An 18,454-nucleotide genomic window follows, 5' to 3' on the forward strand; every position below is an offset into this window, starting at 1 on the left:
GCCGCGGTCAGACCGTGGCCGGCAGCGCCATGGTGGGGACGTCGCCCGGCACGGTCAGCGGGGCGCCGGTCCGCTCGACCACCTCGTCGACCGACACACCGGGCGCGACCTCGCGCAGCACGAAGCCCTCCGCCGTGACGTCGACGACGGCGAGGTCGGTGACCACCCGGTCGACGCAGGCCTTGCCGGTGAGGGGCAGCGAGCACTCCTCGACCAGCTTCGGGGACCCGTCGCGGGCCACGTGCTCCATCATGATCACCACGCGCTTGGCGCCGTGGACCAGGTCCATCGCGCCGCCCATGCCGTTGACCATCTTCCCGGGGATCAGCCAGTTGGCGAGGTCGCCGCGGGGGTTGACCTGCATGGCGCCGAGGATGGCGAGGTCGAGGTGCTTGCCGCGGATCATCGCGAAGCTGGTCGCGGAGTCGAAGAAGCTCGCGCCCGGCAGGATCGTGACGGTCTCCTTGCCGGCGTTGATCAGGTCGGGGTCCTCGTCGCCGTCGAACGGGTACGGGCCGACGCCGAGGATGCCGTTCTCCGAGTGCAGCACCACGTGCACGCCGTCGGGGACGAAGTTGGGCACCAGGGTGGGCATGCCGATGCCCAGGTTGACGTAGGCGCCGTCCTCGAGCTCGAGCGCCACCCGGGCGGCGAGCTGGTCGCGGGTCAGGGTCACTGGGCCTCCTCCGTGGCTTCCTCACCGGCAGCGGCCAGCGGGGCGGCCGACGGGCGGGGGCGGGTGGTGCGCTTCTCGATCTTCTTGCCCTCGGGCCCGACGACGACCACCCGGTCGACGAAGACCCCGGGCAGGTGCACGTGCTCCGGGCGGATCTCGCCGGGCTCGACGAGCTCCTCGACCTCGGCGATCGTGACCCGCCCGGCCATGCCGGCCAGCGGGTTGAAGTTCATCGCCGACTCGTGGAAGACGAGGTTGCCGTGCCGGTCGCCGACCGCGGCCCGGACGAGGGCGTAGTCGGCGGTCAGGGCGGTCTCCAGCACGTACTCGACGCCGTCGAAGACCCGGGTCTCCTTCGGCGCGCTGGTCTCGACGACGTTCCCGTCGGCGTCGTAGCGCACCGGGATGCCGCCGTCGGCGACCATCGTGCCCACGCCGGTGGGGGTGTAGAAGGCGGGGATGCCGGCGCCGCCGGCGCGCAGCCGCTCCGCCAGCGTGCCCTGCGGGGTGAGCTCGACCTCCAGCTCCCCGGACAGGTACAGCCGGGCGAGCTCCTTGTTGCCGCCGACGAACGAGCTGATCGTGCGGCGGATCCGGCCGGCGTAGAGCAGCACGCCCAGGGCCTGGTCGTCGACGCCGCAGTTGTTGGAGATCGTCGTCAGGTCCCTCGTGCCCCGCTCGAGCAGCGCGTCGATCAGCGCGACCGGCACGCCGCAGAGCCCGAACCCGCCGACGGCGAGCGTCGCACCGTCACCGACGTCGGACACCGCCTCCCCGGCGCTGGCCACGACCTTGTCCATGCGGGGCACTCCCTCTCGTCCGGTGCTGTGGCGGCCACCCGTGGCCCGGTCCGAACCTATAGCGCGCCCCGCCCGGCGGTCCGTCCGGTCCGGGACCGGTACCCGCGCGGGCGGGATCCCCGTCAGGGGGCGGCGGGGTCCGCCGTGCAGGCGGCCTCGTCGTCGCCGTCCAGGACCGACTCGTCGACGGCGTAGACGCTCGCGTCCCCGTTGCGGAAGACGAGGTCGACCTCGTCCACGTCGTCGAGCCCGGCGAAGCCCGGTGCGGCGTCGAAGAGCGGCGTGTCGACCCAGCCGAACGGCGCGGCCGCGGCCCACACCGGCGGGGAGGTCCGCGAGACGAGGAGGTGGGTGATGTCGTACCGCTGCACCAGGCAGCGCACCTTCGGGTCGGTGGCGATCCGGTCGAAGTGCTCCATCAGGTAGATGCCGTAGCGGGACTCGGCCACCCCGAGGGGGAACACGTTCACCACCGGGATGCCCTCGTAGACGTAGAGGTAGGTGCTCCCGTCGTTGCCGTTGTTGAGCACCCGGCCGACGTCGTCCTGGTCGCCCAGCCAGTCGAAGGCGGCCCGGTCGTCGGCGCTGACGCGGACGAAGCCGGGCTCGCCGTACCGGGCGGCGACCGCCTCGGTGTTGCGGTCCCGGTAGGACAGGCCCGCGGTCAGCAGGAACACCAGGGCGAGCGCCGCGGCCACGACGGGCCCGGCCGCCTGCAGCACCCGCGCGCGCCGGGACCCGGCGTCCCCGCGCCCCGGGCGGGCGGCGAGCTCCGCGGCGCCACCGAGGAGAGCGGCGAGGCCGGCGCCGGCAACGGCCGGTGCGAGGACCCAGCTCAGGTCCACCAGGCGGGTCAGGCTGTTGTAGAAGAAGCCGGCGACCTGCGCGACGACCGGCGCCCCGGAGAGCCCGGCGTTGAACGCGATCGCCAGCAGCGCCCAGGCCGCCCACGCGGCGAGCAGCGGCAGCAGCCGCAGGCGCGTCAGGCAGCCGAGCGCCCCGACGGCGAACAGCACCGCGAAGGCCGCGTGGTACAGCGTCTGGCCGGGGTCGAAGAAGCCGGAGTAGGTGAACCGCAGCAGGCGGAGGGCGACGTCGAGGAACGGCTCGGTGGCCGGCCGCTCCGGGTAGCTGCTCACCTGGTCGCCGACCCGGGAGCTGGCCAGCAGCCACGGGACGAGCAGGACCACCGTCGCCCCGCCCGTGGCGAGCAGGACCCGCCACCGCTCGGCGACCCACCGCCGGACCGGCGAGCGGGGAAGCGCCACGGCGCCGGCCACGGCCGTCGTCCCCGCGACGAACACGGCCATCGACGGGTGCACGGCGAAGACGGCCAGCACGACGACCGGCGTCACCAGCACGTCGGCGCCGAGCCGGCGGGGCAGCCGGAGCAGGCAGCAGGCCACCGCCGGCGCCAGCGCCAGGCCCGCGGCGTAGCCCAGGATGCCGCCGTCGAGGGCGAGCTGGAACGAGGGCCGGTACAGCACCGAGGCGAACAGCGCGGCCAGCGCCCCGGCCACGAGGCCGTCGCGCCGGCCGGCCACCGCGACGACGGCGGCGAACAGGGTCACCGGCGCGGCGACGCCGAGGACGAGCACCGTCGCGGCGTTGAAGCCCACCACCGGGTCGGGCGCGACGTCGCTCACCAGCCCGGCGAACGTGTGCAGGCCGCCGGGGTAGAAGCGGGCGTTCTCCCCGGTGGCGAGGTCCAGCGGCATGAGCTCGAAGGGGGAGGCCTCCCCGGTGCGGGCGACGTAGGCCGCCATCAGCAGGTGCTGCACCATGTCGTGCTCCTGCGACGGCGTGGACAGCCCGTGGAAACCGCGCAGCCACGTCGTCGAGGCCAGCCAGCAGCCGGTCCCGACGGCGGCGACGGCGAGTCCGGCCGCCCACGGCCGGGTGCGGACCCGGTCCACGGCCGACCCCAGGACCCCCCGGACGACCCCGTCCGCACCGGCGCGCACCTCGAGGACCACCCCGGCCACGGCCAGGACGGCCAGGAGCGCCGCACCTGCCGTCCAGACCGGTGCCCCGACCGGTGCGCCGAGGAGGGCGGCCACCTGCAGCAGGCCGAGCGTGACCGCCGGCGCCGCCCCCACCCACAGCACCAGGGAGCGCACCCGGCAGACGGCCAGGAACAGCAGTCCCGGCAGGTACAGCAGCGCCAGGCCCGCGAGGAGGACCCCGGTGTCGCTCACCGGACGGCCCGGGCGTGGGGGACGGGACGGGGGCTCACGGGGCGGCGGGGTCGGCGGAGCAGGCCCGCTGGTCGTCGCCCTCGAGGACGGCCCGGTCGACGGCGTACACGCTGGCGTCCGCGTTGCGGTGCACGAGGCGGACGTCGTCCGCCTGGTCGAGGCCGTCGAGGCCGGGGGCGAAGTCGAAGGTCGGCCCGTCCACCCAGCCGAAGGGTGCGGCAGCCGCACCGATCCGGGGCGAGGTCAGCGACACGAACACGTGGGTGATGGCGTACCGCTGCACCAGGCACCGGACCTTGGGGTCGGTGTCGATCCGGTCGAAGTGCTCCATCAGGTAGATGCCGTAGCGCGCCTCGGCGACACCCACCGGGTAGACGTTGACCACGGGGATGCCCTCGTAGACGTAGAGATAGGTGGAACCGTCGTTCCCGTTGTTCATGACGGTACCGACCCCGTCCTGCCGGGCCAGCCAGGCGAAGGCCTCGCGGTCCTCGGCGCTGACCCGGACGAAGTCCGGCGTCGACGCGCGGCCCGCCACCGACTGGGTGTTCACCACCCGGTAGTCGAGGGCCGAGACGAGCACGAAGGTCACCCCGACGGCGATCGCGACGAGGGGCACGAGGACCTCCGGCAGCCGCCGGCCGGACGCCGTCGCGCCGCCGCCGGTGGCCCCGGCGGTGGTGTCGGCGGTGGCCTCGGGGGTGGCCCGGCGCCGGGGGCGCCACCCGGCCAGGTCGGCGAGGCGTGCGGCGAGCCCCGCGATCCCCGCCCCCGCGACGGCGGCCGCCAGGACGTAGGTCGTGTTCGTCAGCCGCGCGGTGCTGTTGTAGAACAGCCCGCCGATCTGCTCGAGGACGGGGGCGTCGTCGAGCCCGGTGGTGAAGCCGATCGCGATGGCCAGCCAGGCGAGCCAGGCCGCGGCCAGCGGCAGCAGCCGGCGCTGCGTCAGGCAGCCGAGCAGGCCGATCAGCGCGAGGACGGCGAAGGCGGTCTGGTGGTGGGTCTGCGTGGGGTCGAGGAAGCCGCCGTAGCGCGCCCCGACGACCCGCTCGACCGCGTCCGGGAAGGGCTCGAGCGGCGGCACCTCGGGGTAGTCGGTGACCTGGCCGCCGACGCGCAGGCTGGCCAGGAGCCACGGGGTGACGAGCACGGCGCTGAGGACGGCGGTCGCCAGCAGGGCCCACCGGGTGTCGCCGATCCAGCGGCGCGCGCGGGCGTCGGTCAGGGCGGCGACACCGCCGGCCACCAGGGCGATGACGACGATGACGGCGATCGAGGGGTGGATCGCGTAGAGCCCGAGGGCCACCACCGCGGTGACGACCGGCAGGCCGCGGCCCCCGCTGCGCAGCCCGAGCAGGCAGACGACCGCGGCCGGCGCGAGGGCCAGGCCCACGCCGAACGCGAAGATCCCCGCGTCGTGGGCGAGCTGGAACTGCGGCCGGTAGAGGACCGAACTGGTCAGCGCGGCCAGCGCCCCCGCGGGCACCCCGTACCGCCGGCCGGCGACGGCGGCGACGGCCGCGGCGAGGGTCAGCGGCGCGGCGACGCCGAGCAGCAGCACCACCGCGGCGTTGAACGCGACGACCGGGTCGGGCGCCGGGCCGGCCAGCAGCCCGGCGAACGTGTGCAGACCGGCCGGGTAGAAGCGCACGTTGCCGCCCGTGGCGAGGTCCAGGGGCATGACGTCGAAGGGCGAGGCGTCCCCGGTCCGCGCGACGAAGGCGGTCAGCAGCAGGTGCTGGACGGGGTCGTGCTCCTGCAGGGGCGTGGCCAGCCCCGCCAGCCCGCGCAGCCAGCTGGTGGTCGCCAGCCAGCACGCGGTGGCGACGCCGAGGACGCCGGCGAGGACCGTCAGCGGCCGGGAGGTGACCGTGCCGAGGGCCGACCGCACGACGTCCGGGACGACGCCGGAGCGGCGGGCCCGGACCTCGAGCACGACCGCGACCACGGCGAGCGCGGCCACCACCGCCGTGGCCGCGGGCCACAGCCGGACGCCGACGACGGGGCCGGCCAGGGCGGCGAGCTGGTACACGCCGAGGGTCGCGGCGGGAGCGGCCCCGAGCCACACCTTCAGCGACCGGACCCGGCACACCACGAACAGCAGCGCGCCGGGCAGGTAGAGCAGCAGCAGGCCGACCGCCAGGACCGCGCGGTCACTCACGTCGTACTCCAGGGTCGCGAGGGGAACGGGAGGGCGAGCGGTGCGGGGGAGTGGGGCACGCTCACGCCCCGGTGCCGAGCAGCCGGACCCCGTCGACCCGGCGGCCGAGGCTCGCCGTCACCCGCTCCTCGGCGGCGCGCCGGGGGAGGGTGCCCTCGTCGGGGTGGCGGACGAGCACCAGGGAGGCGCCCGCGGCCAGCGGCGCGAGCAGCCAGGCCACCGGGCCGGCCTCCGCCGCGGTCGCGTCGTCGACGAGGACCCGGTCGCCGGCGACCAGGCCGAGCCGCTCGGCGAGTCCCCGGGCGGTGTCGACGAGGTCCCCGAGGGTCAGCGTCAGGCCGCCGGCCAGGAGCCCGGGACCGGACGGCTCCGGCGGCGTGTACGGGGCGAAGACGTCGCCGTGCGCGCGCACCTCGAGGGCGAAGTCGCGCGCCGGCCCCGCGTAGCCGGCCATGCCCAGGCCCAGTGGGTGCAGCGACAGGCCCAGCAGGTCGGGCAGGTCCTGCTCCTCGAGCGGGGCCAGCCGGTCCTGGGCGGCGAGGACGACGTCGGCGGCGTCCAGGGTGCCGTCGTCCTCGACGGCGGTGTCGAGCACCGCGGCGCCGCAGCTCCACACGGCCAGCAGCACGGCGGCGGTCTGCCAGTGCACGGGCAGGGCGACCGCGACGGTGCTGCCCGGCCCGACGTCGAACTCGTCCTGCAGCAGGTTGGCCGTCTTCGCCACCCAGTTGGCCAGGGTGGCCGCCGACAGCTCCACCCGCTCGCCGGTGGCGTCGTCGTACGCCGTGACGAGGGGGGCGGCGGCGTCGCGGCGGAGTGCCGCCGCGAGCAGGTCGCCGGGCGTGGCGGGCTGCGGGACCACGGTCAGTTGATACAGGAGGTGTCGGCCGCCGTGCGGGGCGGCTCCGCGGTCCCCGGCGACGACGGCGCGGCGGGGGTGGTCGGCCGGCCGACGCCGTTGAAGTCGCTGCCCAGGACCAGCTGGACGGTGCCCGAGGTGGCGTCGTCGGCGACCTCGGTGACGGCGCCGGGGACCTGCGCGGCGAGCGTGGCGGCCAGCGCCTCGTCGCCGGCGGCGTGCCGGATCGTCGTCGTCGCGTAGTCGCTGCTGTCGGCGTTGCCGGTGCTGGTGACCGTGAAGCCGGCCGTCTCGAGCGAGGACGCGGCGTCGGCGGCCAGGCCCGGGGTGCCCGAGCCGTTGTAGACCGCGACCGACACCTCGGCGGGCGCCACGGTGGCAGGCGCCGCCGGAGCCGCCGGGGCGGCGGCCTCGGGCTCGGCGGACAGCTCGGCGAAGAAGTCGTGCAGCTCGTCCTCGTCGGCCAGCCGCAGGATCGAGCGGCCCTCCTCGTCGCGGTCGTCGCCGACGATCGGGATCGTCTGGAACTCGATGTTGCCGGCGGTCACCGACTGCATCTGCTGGGCGAGGTCGAGCAGGTCGAGGTCCTCGTCGATGGTCAGCGACTCCGACGCCGCCTGGATCAGCTCGCGCTGCTTGCCCAGGTCCAGCAGCACGTCCTCGGACAGCATCTTGCGGAGCACGCCGCCGATGAACACCTGCTGGCGGACGATCCGGTCCAGGTCGCCGCGGGGGAGCCCGTGCCGCTGACGGACGAACTCCAGCGCGTCCGCGCCGGCGATGGTCTGCTTCCCGGCGGGGAAGACCGCGCCGGAGAAGGCGGAGTCGTCCACGGCCTCGCAGAGGTTGACCTCCACGCCGCCGACCACGCTGGTGAGGTTGAAGAAGCCGAGCAGGTCGACCTCGGCGTAGTGGTCGATCTGCAGGCCGGTGAGCTGGCTGATGGTCTGCACCAGCAGCTGCGCGCCGCCGGCCTGCCGCTCGGCCTCGGGCGCGGCGTCGTCGACCTCGCCGTACCCGTAGGCGTAGGCGGCGTTGAGCTTGTCCGTCCCGTAGCCGGGGATCTCGACGTAGGAGTCGCGCGGGAACGAGACGAACGACGCGTGCGACCCGTCGGCCGGGACGTGCACCAGGATCATCGTGTCGGTGTTGATCCCGGAGTCCTCGCCGGCGGTGAGCTCGGCGAGCTGCTCGGGGGTGAGGGCGGCGCGGCTGTCGTTGCCGACCAGCAGCAGGTTCATCGCCTCGGGGGCGTCCCCGGTGCCGGAGTTGCCGTCGTCCGGGATGGCGTCGGTGCGGTTGACCGTCGCCTCGGCGACCCGGCCCAGGTACCAGCCCCAGCCGCTCGCACCGAGCAGGACCACCGACAGGACGGCGGCCACGCCGCGGGCGGCCCGGGCCCCCCGGCGGCGGTGCGACGCGCCGGTCCCGCGGTCGGCACGGCGTCCCGCGGTCTCGTCGGCACCCCGCCCGCGGGGGCGCGAGGGACGGCCGGCGCGCGGGTCGAGCCGCGCCGGGATCGGGCGTCCCGGGGCTCCACCCTGCTCGTTGCGGTCTCGGGTCACACGACCGAGGTTAGGTGCGGGTGGAGTGGCCGGTGGCCGTGCGACACGGGGGAACGCTCCGTCCCGGGTCGCGGCTGCCCGTCGCGCACCTGCCGCCCGTCTGGTCGCGCACCACCCCACCCGCACCAGCCGTCACGGGCGGCGGGTCCCGCCCGCGCCGGAGCGTGGGCGGCCGCCGTCTGGGATGCTGGGGTCCCCGGTCCCTGCCCGCCGTGGCGCGAGGCGCGCGTGTGGTTGCTGCGCCGGAGGGGGCGGGAACGCGCCGGACGTCCCCGTGTCGGTTCTCCGGTGCGCCTACCTTTGTCCCCCGGAAACCGCCGCACGAAGACAGGAGTCCACCGGTGCGTGCCCACGAGACCCTCCGGACCGCCGAGCCCGGGGCCGCCGCGTCGGCAGCCCACACCGTGGCAGCCCCGATCGCCGGGACGCCGCACACCGCGGCCACGACCCACGGCGACCCGGCCCCGACGGCCGCGCACGAGGACGTCGAGCTGTCGATCGTCATGCCCTGCCTCAACGAGGCGGAGACTCTCGCCACCTGCGTCCGCAAGGCGCGCGGCTACCTGGAGCGCAGCGGCGTCCGGGGTGAGGTCGTCATCGCCGACAACGGCAGCACCGACGGCTCGCAGGCCATCGCCGAGGCCGAGGGCGCCCGGGTCGTCCCGGTCTCGGAGAAGGGGTACGGCAACGCCCTCATGGGCGGCATCCGCGCCGCCCGCGGCCGCTACGTGGTCATGGGCGACGCCGACGACAGCTACGACTTCTCCGACCTCGGCGCCTTCCTCGAGGAACTGCGCGGCGGCGCGGACCTCGTCATGGGCAACCGCTTCCAGGGCGGCATCGAGGACGGCGCCATGCCGCCGCTGCACCGCTACGTCGGCAACCCGGTCCTGTCGTTCATCGGCCGCCTGTTCTTCAAGGCCCGCGTGGGCGACTTCCACTGCGGCCTGCGCGGGTTCAACCGGCAGCGGCTGCTCGACCTGGACCTGCACACGACCGGCATGGAGTTCGCCAGCGAGGTCGTCGTCCGCTCGGTCCTCGCCGGGCACCGCGTCACCGAGGTCCCGACCACGCTGAGCAAGGACGGGCGCAGCCGGCCCCCGCACCTGCGCAGCTTCCGCGACGGGTGGCGGCACCTGCGCTTCCTGCTGCTGTTCGCGCCCCGGTGGCTGTTCCTCTTCCCCGGCTTCGTGCTCGCCGGCCTCGGCGCCCTCGCGACGCTGGTGCTGCTGGTCACCCCGGTGACGATCGGCTCGGCCACCTTCGACGTCGGCACGCTCGGCTACGCGGCGGCGGCGCTGCTCATCGGCAGCCAGGCCATCGCCTTCTGGCTGCTGACCAAGGTCTACGCCATCGAGGAGGGCTTCCTGCCGCCCGACCCGCGGCTCACCCGGGTGCTGCAGCGCTTCACCCTGGAGGTCGGCCTGGTCGTCGGCGGCCTGCTGTTCCTCGTCGGGCTGGTGGCCGCGGTCGTGTCGATCGTCCGGTGGGGCCAGGCCGACCTCGGTGCGCTCGACTACGGCCCGCAGGTGCGCACGGTGGTCCTGGCGATGGTCGGCTTCATCCTCGGCGCCCAGGTCGTCCTCAACAGCCTGTTCGTCTCCATCCTGGGCCTGCGCCGGAGCAACCGGCCGCGGGTGACCGAGATGGCCTGAGGCCCCCGGGGCCACGGCCTCGCCACTTCGACTCAAGGCACCCTCTCCCTCCTGCCGATGGAGGGAGGGGGTGCCTTCGTCGTGCGGCCCCCGTCCGGTGTCCACCACCTCCCGGGAGGCCGTCCCCGTGCGCCGCTTCGTGGCCTGCTCGCTGCTGACCGTCGCCATGACCGGCACCGTCCTCGTGCTGCCGGTGTACGCGGCCCCCACCCCGGAGCCGGAACCGGTCACCACGTCGGTCGACGAGGTGCCGATGGGCTCGGTGGAGGACCCGGCCCCGCGCACGGAGGTGCAGGAGGGCACGACCGAACCCGTCGCCGGGGTGGCCGAGGACACGCCGACGCTGACCGTGCGCCGCACCGGCGTGGACGAGTTCGCCCTGGTCGGCGTCACGTGGGCCCTCGACCCGGCGGTGACCGACACGCTGGTGCAGGTCCGCGTCCAGGACGCCGACGGGGACTGGGGGGCGTGGACCGAGGTCACCGCCGAGACCGCCGACGCCGACGCCGGCGCGCGCTCCGGGGCCGGGCTGCGCGGCGGGACCAGCCCGCTGTGGACCGGCCCGAGCACCGGCGTCGAGGTGGAGCTGGTGACCCGCGCGGGCGCCGCGCCCACCGACGTGCAGCTGGACCTGGTCGACCCGGGGGAGTCCGAGGCCGACACCGCGCTGACCACGCCCGCCATCCAGGACACCGCCCAGGCCGCCCTGGCGATGCCGCCGGTGTACTCGCGGGCGCAGTGGGGGGCCGACGAGCGCATCCGCACCTGGGCCCCGCGCTACGCCGCCACGGTGGAGGCCGCGACGCTGCACCACACCGCGGACTCCAACGACTACACCGCCGACGACGTGCCGGCGATCATGCGGTCGATCTACCGCTACCACACGGTCAGCCTCGGCTGGGGCGACATCGGCTACCACGTCGTCGTGGACAAGTTCGGCCGGCTGTGGGAGGGCCGGTACGGCGGGCTGGCCAGCGCCGTCGTCGCCGCGCACGCGGGCGGCTTCAACACCGGCACCTTCGGCGTCTCGATGCTCGGCAACCACGACACGGTCCCGGTGCCGCAGGCCACGGTCGACGCGGTGGCCGCCGTCGTGGCGTGGAAGTTCTCCCTCTACGGCATCGACCCGCGCGGTCGCACCACGCTCACCTCCGAGGGCGGGGGGACCTCGCGCTACGCCCGCGGCACCTCGGTGACGCTGCCCACCCTGTTCGGGCACCGCGACGTCGGCAGCACCGCCTGCCCCGGCCGCTACGGCTACGCCCGGTTGCCGGAGATCCGCGACGCGGTGGCCGCACGCATGAACGGCGCCCCGACCATCGAGGGCCGCTACGCGTCGGACCCGTCGGTCGCCTGGCTCGGCGCGCGCGTCGGCGCCCAGCAGACCTCCGGCGACGTGACCTGGCAGGTGTTCCAGAACGGCCGCATGTACAGCTCGCCCTCCACCGGGGTGCACGCCGTGCGCAACGCCATCCTCGACCGCTACCTGGCGGCCGGCGGGCCGGCGGCCCTCGGTGCGCCGACCACCGACGAGATGCACACCGCGGACGGGCGCGGCGCCTACACGCACTTCGCCCGCGGGTCGGTCTTCTGGTCGCCGTCCACCGGCGCGCAGGACGTCCGCAACGCGATCCGGGACCGCTGGGCCGCCCTCGGCTGGGAGCGCGGCGCGCTGGGGTACCCGACGTCCACGGAGCTGCCGACCGCCGACGGCTCCGGCCGCTACCAGCTGTTCCAGGGCGGGCGGGTGTACTGGTCGGCCGCCACGGGCGTGCACGAGGTGGTCAACGCGGTGCTGGGGGTCCACCAGCGGCTCGGCGGCATCTCGGGGCTGGGGTACCCGACGTCGGACGAGCTGCCGACGGCCGGGGGCGTGGGCCGGGTGCAACACTTCCAGACGGGGTCGGTGCTGTGGTCCCCGGCGACCGGGGCGTTCGAGGTGCGCAACGGCATCCGCACCCGCTGGGCGGCGCTCGGCGCGGAGACCGGCGTGCTCGGCTACCCGGTCTCGGGTGAGCTCCCCACCGCCGACGGCGCCGGCCGCTACCAGCTGTTCCAGCGCGGGCGGGTGTACTGGTCGGCCGCCACGGGCGTGCACGAGGTGGTCAACGCGGTGCTGGGCGTGCACCAGCGGCTCGGGGCGCTGACGGGGCTGGGGTACCCGACCTCGGACGAGGTGCCCACCGCCGACGGGGTGGGCCGGGTGCAGCACTTCCAGACCGGCTCCGTGGTCTGGTCGCCCCCGACGGGCGCCTTCGAGGTCCGCAACGGGATCCGCGCCCGGTGGACCGCGCTCGGTGCCGAGGCCGGTGTCCTCGGCTACCCGACGTCGGGTGAGCTCCCCACCGCCGACGGCGCCGGCCGGTACCAGGTCTTCCAGGGCGGGCGGGTGTACTGGTCGGCCGCCACCGGCGTGCACGAGGTCGTGAACGCGGTGCTGGGCGTGCACCAGGGCCTCGGCGCGCTGGCCGGACTCGGGTACCCGACCTCGGACGAGGTGCCCACCGCCGACGGGGTGGGCCGGGTGCAGCACTTCCAGACCGGGTCGGTGCTGTGGTCCCCGGCAACCGGGGCGTTCGAGGTGCGCAACGGCATCCGCGCCCGCTGGGCGGCGCTCGGCGCCGAGGCCGGCGTCCTGGGCTACCCGGTGACGGGGGAGCTGCCGACCGCCGACGGCGCCGGGCGCTACCAGCTGTTCCAGCGCGGCGCGGTCTTCTGGTCGCGGGCGACGGGCACGCACGAGGTCCTCGGCGGAATCTGGGCCACCTACCGGCAGATGGGCGCGCAGACCTCGCCGCTCGGCCTGCCGACGTCGGGGGAGACCGCGGTCACCGCCGGCTGGCGCAGCACCTTCGAGCGCGGCTCGATCACGTGGGAGGCCGCCACCGGGCGGGTCACCGTCACCCGCCGGTGAGCCGCAGGGAGCGCCCGTGACGGGCGAGCCGGGTGTGACCAGTCCGCCACACGACCCCCGCGGGTCGCCCGGGCGCCGTCACGGCGGCGGATAGCCTCGTACGCGTGAGTGTGGACATCCTGCTGCCCTACTACGGCGACGTGGCCCTCATGCAGGAGGCCGTCGAGAGCGTGCGCGCCCAGACCGTTCCCGACTGGCGGCTGCTCGTCGTCGACGACGGCACCCCGGTCGAGGGCATCGCCGAGTGGTTCGAGTCGCTGCAGGACGACCGCATCACCTACGAGCGCAACCAGCAGAACCTCGGCGCCAACCTCAACTACCAGAAGGCGCTGGGGCTGGCGACGGCCGACCTGGTCGTGGTCATGGGCGCCGACGACGTCATGCTGCCGAACTACCTCGAGGTCGTCACCCGCGCGATGACCGAGTTCCCCGAGGCCGCGATCGTGCAGCCCGGCGTCGAGGTCATCGACGAGAACGGCCAGGTCTACCTGCCGCTGGTCGACCGCGTGAAGAAGCTCATCAAGCTCGACGGCTCCGGCCGGCGGGTCTACGGCGGCGAGCAGCTGGCCCGCAGCCTGCTGACCGGCAACTGGACCCTGTTCCCGTCGCTGTGCTGGCGCACCGAGGCGGTCCGCCGCCACGGCTTCCGGCCGAACCTGCACGTGGTCCAGGACCTCGCGCTGATCCTCGACATCGTCAAGGACGGCGGCACCATGGTGGTCACCGACGAGGTGTGCTTCCGGTACCGCCGGCACTCGGCCTCGGACAGCTCGGTCAAGGCCATGCGCGGCCCGCGCTTCGACGAGGAGCGCGACTACTTCCAGGGCATGGCCCGCGAGATGGACGAGCTGGGCTGGAAGCGCGCCGCCCGCGCCGCCCGGCTGCACCTGCTCTCCCGGCTGCACGCGGCCACCTACCTGCCGCTGGCGGTGAAGAAGCAGGACCGGGAGGCCGTGCGCGCCCTCACGCGGCACGCTCTCTGAGGGCAGTCCCCCCGACCTCCACCTGCCGAGCTCCTCGGCCGGGTGGTATCGCGAGCCCCAGGCGGGGCTCCGCACGAAGGTAGCGTGGATCGACGTGGCAATCGCACAACCGGCCGGCCGGACCTGGTCCGCGGCCGTCGCGGACCTCCGGCGCGGCTGGGAGCAGCGGACGCTGTGGGGGCACCTGGGCTGGCAGGACATCCGCCAGCGCTACCGGCGCTCGGTCCTCGGCCCGATCTGGATCACCATCAGCATGGCGGTCACGGCCGTCGCGCTGGGCATCCTCTACTCCGGGCTGTTCGACATCGAGCTGGCGCGCTTCCTGCCGCACGTCCTCGTCGGGTTCATCGTCTGGAACTTCATCAGCGGCTGCATCACCGAGGGCTCCGAGGTCTTCATCGCCAACGAGGGGCTGATCAAGCACCTGCCGGCGCCGCTGTCGGTGCACGTCTACCGCCTGGTGTGGCGGCAGACGCTGTTCTTCGCGCACAACATGATCGTCTACCTGGTCATGCTGCTGGTGTACCCGCAGCCGCTGAAGTGGACGGTGGTCTACGCGATCCCGGCCTTCCTGCTGCTGGCCGTCAACGGCGCCTGGGTCGCCCTCGCCGCCGGCGTCATCACCGCACGGTTCCGCGACATCCTGCCGATCACGCAGAGCGTCGTGCAGCTGGCGTTCTTCCTGACCCCGATCGTGTGGATCTACGACGAGCTGGTCAACAGCCCGAACCCCGCGATCGCCGAGCGGGCCCGGCTGGCCGAGTTCAACCCCTTCCTGCACTTCGTGGAGATCATCCGCCGTCCGCTGCTGGGTCAGGACCAGCTGCTGCGGTACTGGGTGGTCGTCCTCGCCATCACGGTGGTCGGGTGGGTGCTCACGATGGTCGTGCTGCGCCGCTACCGGTCCCGCGTCTCCTACTGGGTGTGAACGTGTCCCACAGCATCGACGGTCAGATCGGCATCGTGACCAAGGACGCCTGCGTCGACTTCCCGATCTTCGACGCCAAGAGCCGCTCCCTGAAGAAGACCGTCATGGGCCTGGTCGGCGGCAACATCGACAGCGGCGCCAAGGTGCCGGTCATCGAGGCGCTGCGGGACATCACCGTGACCCTCGAGCACGGCGCCCGCGTGGGTCTCGTCGGCCACAACGGGGCCGGGAAGTCCACGCTCCTGCGGCTGCTGTCGGGCATCTACGAGCCGACCCGCGGCATCGCCGAGGTCCGCGGCCGGGTCGCGCCGGTGTTCGACCTCGGGGTCGGCATGGACCCGGAGATCTCGGGTCTCGAGAACATCATGATCCGCGGCCTGTTCCTCGGGATGTCCCGCAAGCAGATGCAGGACCGCGTCGACGACATCGCCGACTTCACCGAGCTCGGCGACTTCCTGCACATGCCGCTGCGCACCTACTCGACGGGCATGCGGGTGCGGCTGGCCCTCGGTGTGGTCACCAGCATCGACCCCGAGATCCTGCTGCTCGACGAGGGCATCGGCGCGGTCGACGCCGCCTTCCTCGAGAAGTCCAAGCAGCGGCTGGTGTCGCTGGTCGAGCGCTCGGGGCTGCTCGTGTTCGCCTCGCACTCCGACGAGTTCCTCCGCGAGCTGTGCGACACCGCGATCTGGATGGAGCACGGGCAGATCCGTCAGCAGGGCGAGCTCAACGAGGTGCTGCGCGCCTACAAGGGCCTGCCCGCGTGACCGCTCCCGTCCCGGCGCCGGGGGAGTGCGTCGTCGCCGTGGTGGTGACCCGGCACCGGCGCGAGCTGCTCGCCGAGAGCCTGGCCGCGATCGCCGCGCAGACCCGCCGCGTCGACCACGTCGTCGTCGTGGACAACGGGCCGGACGAGTCGGCGGCCGAGGTCGTCGCGGCCAGCGGCCTGCCGGCCACCCACCTGCCCAGCCGGCGCAACCTCGGCGGCGCCGGCGGCTTCGCCTACGGCATGCTGCACGCCCTCGCGACGGGCGCGGACTGGGTCTGGTGCGCCGACGACGACGGCCGGCCCGCCGACGGGACGGTGCTCGCCACGCTCCTGGCGGCCGCGGAGCGGCACGGCCTCGCCGAGGTCAGCCCCCTGGTCACCGACCTGGCCGACCCCGACCGCCTGGCCTTCCCGCTGCGCCGGGGCCTGCGCTGGCGGCGGCACCGCAGCGACTTCGCGGGCCTGGACCTGCTGCCGGGCTACGCCTCCCTGTTCAACGGGGCGCTGTTCCGCGCCGAGGCGCTCGACGTCGTCGGCGTCCCGGACTACCGGCTGTTCTTCCGCGGTGACGAGACCGAGATCCACCGCCGGCTGCTGCGCGCGGGCCTGCCCTTCGGCACCTGCCCGCAGGCGGCCTACCTGCACCCCGAGGGGACGACGGAGTTCGCGCCCATCCTCGGCGGGCGGCTGTCGGCGCAGTACCCGGCGAACGACGTCAAGCGGTACTTCACCTACCGCAACCGCGGCTACCTCATGGCCCAGCCCGGCATGCGCTGGCTGCGGCCGCTGGAGACGGTCCGCTTCGGCTGGTTCTTCCTGGTCTCCCGCCGCGACCGCGCCGGCTGGCGCGAGTGGCGGTCGCTGACCCGCGCCGGCCGGCAGGAGCGGCTCACCCGGCCCCGCTGACGGACCTCCCGGCCCCCGGACGCCGAACGGCCCGCCGCCCCTCCTCGGGGACGGCGGGCCGTTCGGGTGCCGGGCGGGGCTCAGGCGTGGAAGATCTTCTCCCAGGCCTGGGGGCTGGTCAGCTCCGGCAGCGCCTGGCGGTAGGCCTTCCGCAGGGCCGGGAAGCGGCGGTAGATCTGCCACTCCAGGGCGACCGAGCGCTTGAGCAGGCGCCAGAACTGCCGCGGGTCGCGGCGGCGGTAGGTGACGCCACGGCCGTCGGCGGTGCCGACCGTCGCCGAGTCCAGCCGCGCCAGCAGGAACCAGCGGGCGTCCTGCGCGGCCACGTTGAGCTGCGGCTTCTCCTTGTCGCCCTTGACCGGCAGCAGGTTGTGCGCCAGGGCACCGGCCAGGGTGCGGCTGATGGTCAGCGGGTTGGTCGGCGGCTTGAGCATCCGCTCGGCCTTCACCGGGCTCATCGTGGCCAGCGGCAGGTCGCTGGTGCTCTTGAGCACCCGGCCGTCGTCGAAGCCGCTCTGCTGCTCGCGCACCTCCGGCAGCGCCGTCGGCAGCAGGTCGTAGAGCCGGTCCGGGCCGGCGAGGAAGTCCTCGTAGGCCCGCTGGTGCAGCGCCGTGGCCGAGTACTGCAGCATGATCAGGTACTTCAGGTCCCACTTGAACAGGTCACGCAGCAGCGAGCCGCCGTGCCGGTAGGGGCTCTGCAGCGCGGCCACGATCAGCCGGTTGCGCCAGTGGAAGTAGGCCTGCCAGTCGGCGGTGTCGTCCTTGTCGCTCCAGGACAGGTGCCAGATCGCCACGCCGGGCAGCGTCACCGTCGGGTAGCCGGCCTGGGCGGCGCGCAGGCCGTACTCGGCGTCGTCCCACTTGATGAACACCGGCAGCGGCAGGCCGATCTCCTCGACCACGTGCCGGGGGATCAGGCACATCCACCAGCCGTTGTAGTCGACGTCGATCCGCCGGTGCAGCGACGTCGACTCGCGCAGGTTCTTCTTGCTGAAGTCGTGCCCGTAGTAGGTGTTCGGGGCGTTGCGCCAGAAGAACTTCTCGCGCTCGACGACCTCGCCCATGCTGTGCAGCACCGACCGGTCCTGCAGGGCCAGCATCTGCCCGCCGACCAGGGTCGGGTGCGTCGTGTACTGGGCGAAGGTGACCGCCCGCGCCACGCTGTCGGGCTCGATGAGGATGTCGTCGTCGAGGAAGACGTGGTGGGTGGCGTCGGTCGCCGTCAGCATCTCGTGCATCGTGCGGGCGAAGCCGCCGCTGCCGCCGAGGTTGCCCTGCTCGAGGATCCGCAGCCGCTCGCCGAGGGCCTCGGCCACGCCCGGGAAGCGCGGGGCGTCGGCGACCTTCTTGTTGCCCTGGTCGGCCACGATGACGTGGCTGACCTTCTCCATGACGACGGGGTCGGCCGACAGCGCCTCCAGCGCGGCGACGCAGTCGACCGGGCGGTTGAACGTGCAGATGCCGACCGACAGGCGGGCCTCGCGCAGCGGCGGGGTCGCGGCGTACCAGCCGGCGTTGCTCACCGAGACGTCGTCGTCGGCGGTGACGTCGAACCAGTACCAGCCGCCGTCGCTGAACGGGGCCAGCTCCAGCCCGAACTCCAGCGGGCCGGTGGTGCCGTCGGTGGCCGCGCCGGTGACGTGCATGACGTCGCCGTTGGCCTTCGACCGGTAGACGTCGATGCGGCAGCGGGCGTCGACCTCGATGCGCAGGACCACGTGCTCCAGCGACGTCCAGCGCCGCCAGTAGCTGGCCGGGAAGGCGTTGAAGTAGGTCGCGAACGACAGCTCGCGGCCGGCCTGCACGGTGGCCGTGCTGCGGTCGGGGCACTTCGCGCGGCCCGACGTCTCGTCCAGGTAGAGGCTGCGCACCTTGAGCGGGTCACCCTGGCGCGGCATGAGGCAGCGCTGCAGCAGCGTCGTCGCCCGGCCGGCGGCCAGCTCGCTGGTGACGGGCTCGCTGACCCGCTCCGGGGAGCTCGGGCTGTTCTCGATCGGGGTGGTGGTCACCGGGGAGTCCTCAGTGTCGGGGCCGCGG

The 18,454-nt window shown here is 74.2% G+C and carries 13 protein-coding genes; 6 read left to right on the plus strand and 7 right to left on the minus strand.

Annotation, left to right across the window (positions count from 1 at the left end; all coding sequences use genetic code 11):
- Nucleotides 1-7: 7 nt before the first annotated feature.
- From ACI796_RS09150 to ACI796_RS09175, 6 genes are all read right to left on the minus strand, one after another.
- Entirely contained in the window at nt 8-676 is a 669-nt protein-coding gene (locus tag ACI796_RS09150) for a CoA transferase subunit B (RefSeq protein ID WP_456940916.1), read from the minus strand.
- Nucleotides 673-1,476, minus strand: coding sequence for a CoA transferase subunit A (locus tag ACI796_RS09155; RefSeq protein ID WP_456940917.1), 804 nt, complete (start codon nt 1,474-1,476; stop codon nt 673-675). Before ACI796_RS09155 ends, ACI796_RS09150 begins: the two co-directional genes overlap by 4 nt.
- 122 nt (nt 1,477-1,598) lie before the next feature.
- Nucleotides 1,599-3,674, minus strand: coding sequence for a DUF6541 family protein (locus tag ACI796_RS09160; protein ID WP_456940918.1), 2,076 nt, complete (start codon nt 3,672-3,674; stop codon nt 1,599-1,601).
- Nucleotides 3,675-3,708: 34 nt separating this feature from the next.
- Nucleotides 3,709-5,835 (minus strand): DUF6541 family protein, encoded by a 2,127-nt coding sequence (locus ACI796_RS09165; RefSeq protein ID WP_456940919.1) that lies wholly within the window; start codon nt 5,833-5,835, stop codon nt 3,709-3,711.
- Nucleotides 5,836-5,896: 61 nt separating this feature from the next.
- Nucleotides 5,897-6,697, minus strand: coding sequence for a TIGR03089 family protein (locus ACI796_RS09170; protein ID WP_456940920.1), 801 nt, complete (start codon nt 6,695-6,697; stop codon nt 5,897-5,899).
- Between the two features lie 2 nt (nt 6,698-6,699).
- Complete coding sequence (locus ACI796_RS09175) at nt 6,700-8,076, minus strand: LCP family protein (RefSeq protein WP_456940921.1); 1,377 nt, start codon at nt 8,074-8,076, stop codon at nt 6,700-6,702.
- A 587-nt stretch (nt 8,077-8,663) separates the two neighbouring features.
- Here ACI796_RS09175 and ACI796_RS09180 point away from each other — a divergent pair.
- The 6 genes from ACI796_RS09180 to glfT1 all read left to right on the plus strand — a co-directional run bounded on the left by ACI796_RS09180 (nt 8,664) and on the right by glfT1 (nt 16,414).
- Entirely contained in the window at nt 8,664-9,914 is a 1,251-nt protein-coding gene (locus ACI796_RS09180) for a glycosyltransferase family 2 protein (RefSeq protein ID WP_456940922.1), read from the plus strand.
- Between the two features lie 97 nt (nt 9,915-10,011).
- Entirely contained in the window at nt 10,012-12,828 is a 2,817-nt protein-coding gene (locus tag ACI796_RS09185; protein ID WP_456940923.1) for an N-acetylmuramoyl-L-alanine amidase, read from the plus strand.
- Between the two features lie 104 nt (nt 12,829-12,932).
- Nucleotides 12,933-13,811 carry a glycosyltransferase family 2 protein gene (locus ACI796_RS09190; RefSeq protein WP_456940924.1) on the plus strand — a complete coding sequence of 293 codons (879 nt, stop codon included), beginning with the start codon at nt 12,933-12,935 and terminating at the stop codon, nt 13,809-13,811.
- A 94-nt stretch (nt 13,812-13,905) separates the two neighbouring features.
- Nucleotides 13,906-14,739, plus strand: a complete 834-nt coding sequence (gene wzm / locus ACI796_RS09195) for a galactan export ABC transporter permease subunit Wzm/RfbD (protein ID WP_456940925.1) — start codon at nt 13,906-13,908, stop codon at nt 14,737-14,739.
- A gap of 2 nt (nt 14,740-14,741) precedes the next feature.
- Nucleotides 14,742-15,506, plus strand: a complete 765-nt coding sequence (wzt, locus tag ACI796_RS09200; RefSeq protein WP_456940926.1) for a galactan export ABC transporter ATP-binding subunit Wzt/RfbE — start codon at nt 14,742-14,744, stop codon at nt 15,504-15,506.
- On the plus strand, nt 15,503-16,414 hold the full coding sequence (gene glfT1 / locus ACI796_RS09205; protein ID WP_456940927.1) for a galactofuranosyltransferase GlfT1: 912 nt from the start codon (nt 15,503-15,505) through the stop codon (nt 16,412-16,414). Before wzt ends, glfT1 begins: the two co-directional genes overlap by 4 nt.
- 80 nt (nt 16,415-16,494) lie before the next feature.
- Here glfT1 and ACI796_RS09210 read toward each other — a convergent pair whose 3' ends face one another.
- Nucleotides 16,495-18,426 (minus strand): glycosyltransferase, encoded by a 1,932-nt coding sequence (locus ACI796_RS09210; protein WP_456940928.1) that lies wholly within the window; start codon nt 18,424-18,426, stop codon nt 16,495-16,497.
- Nucleotides 18,427-18,454 lie beyond the last annotated feature (28 nt).

It is taken from the genome of Geodermatophilus sp. SYSU D00525 (genome assembly GCF_054050475.1).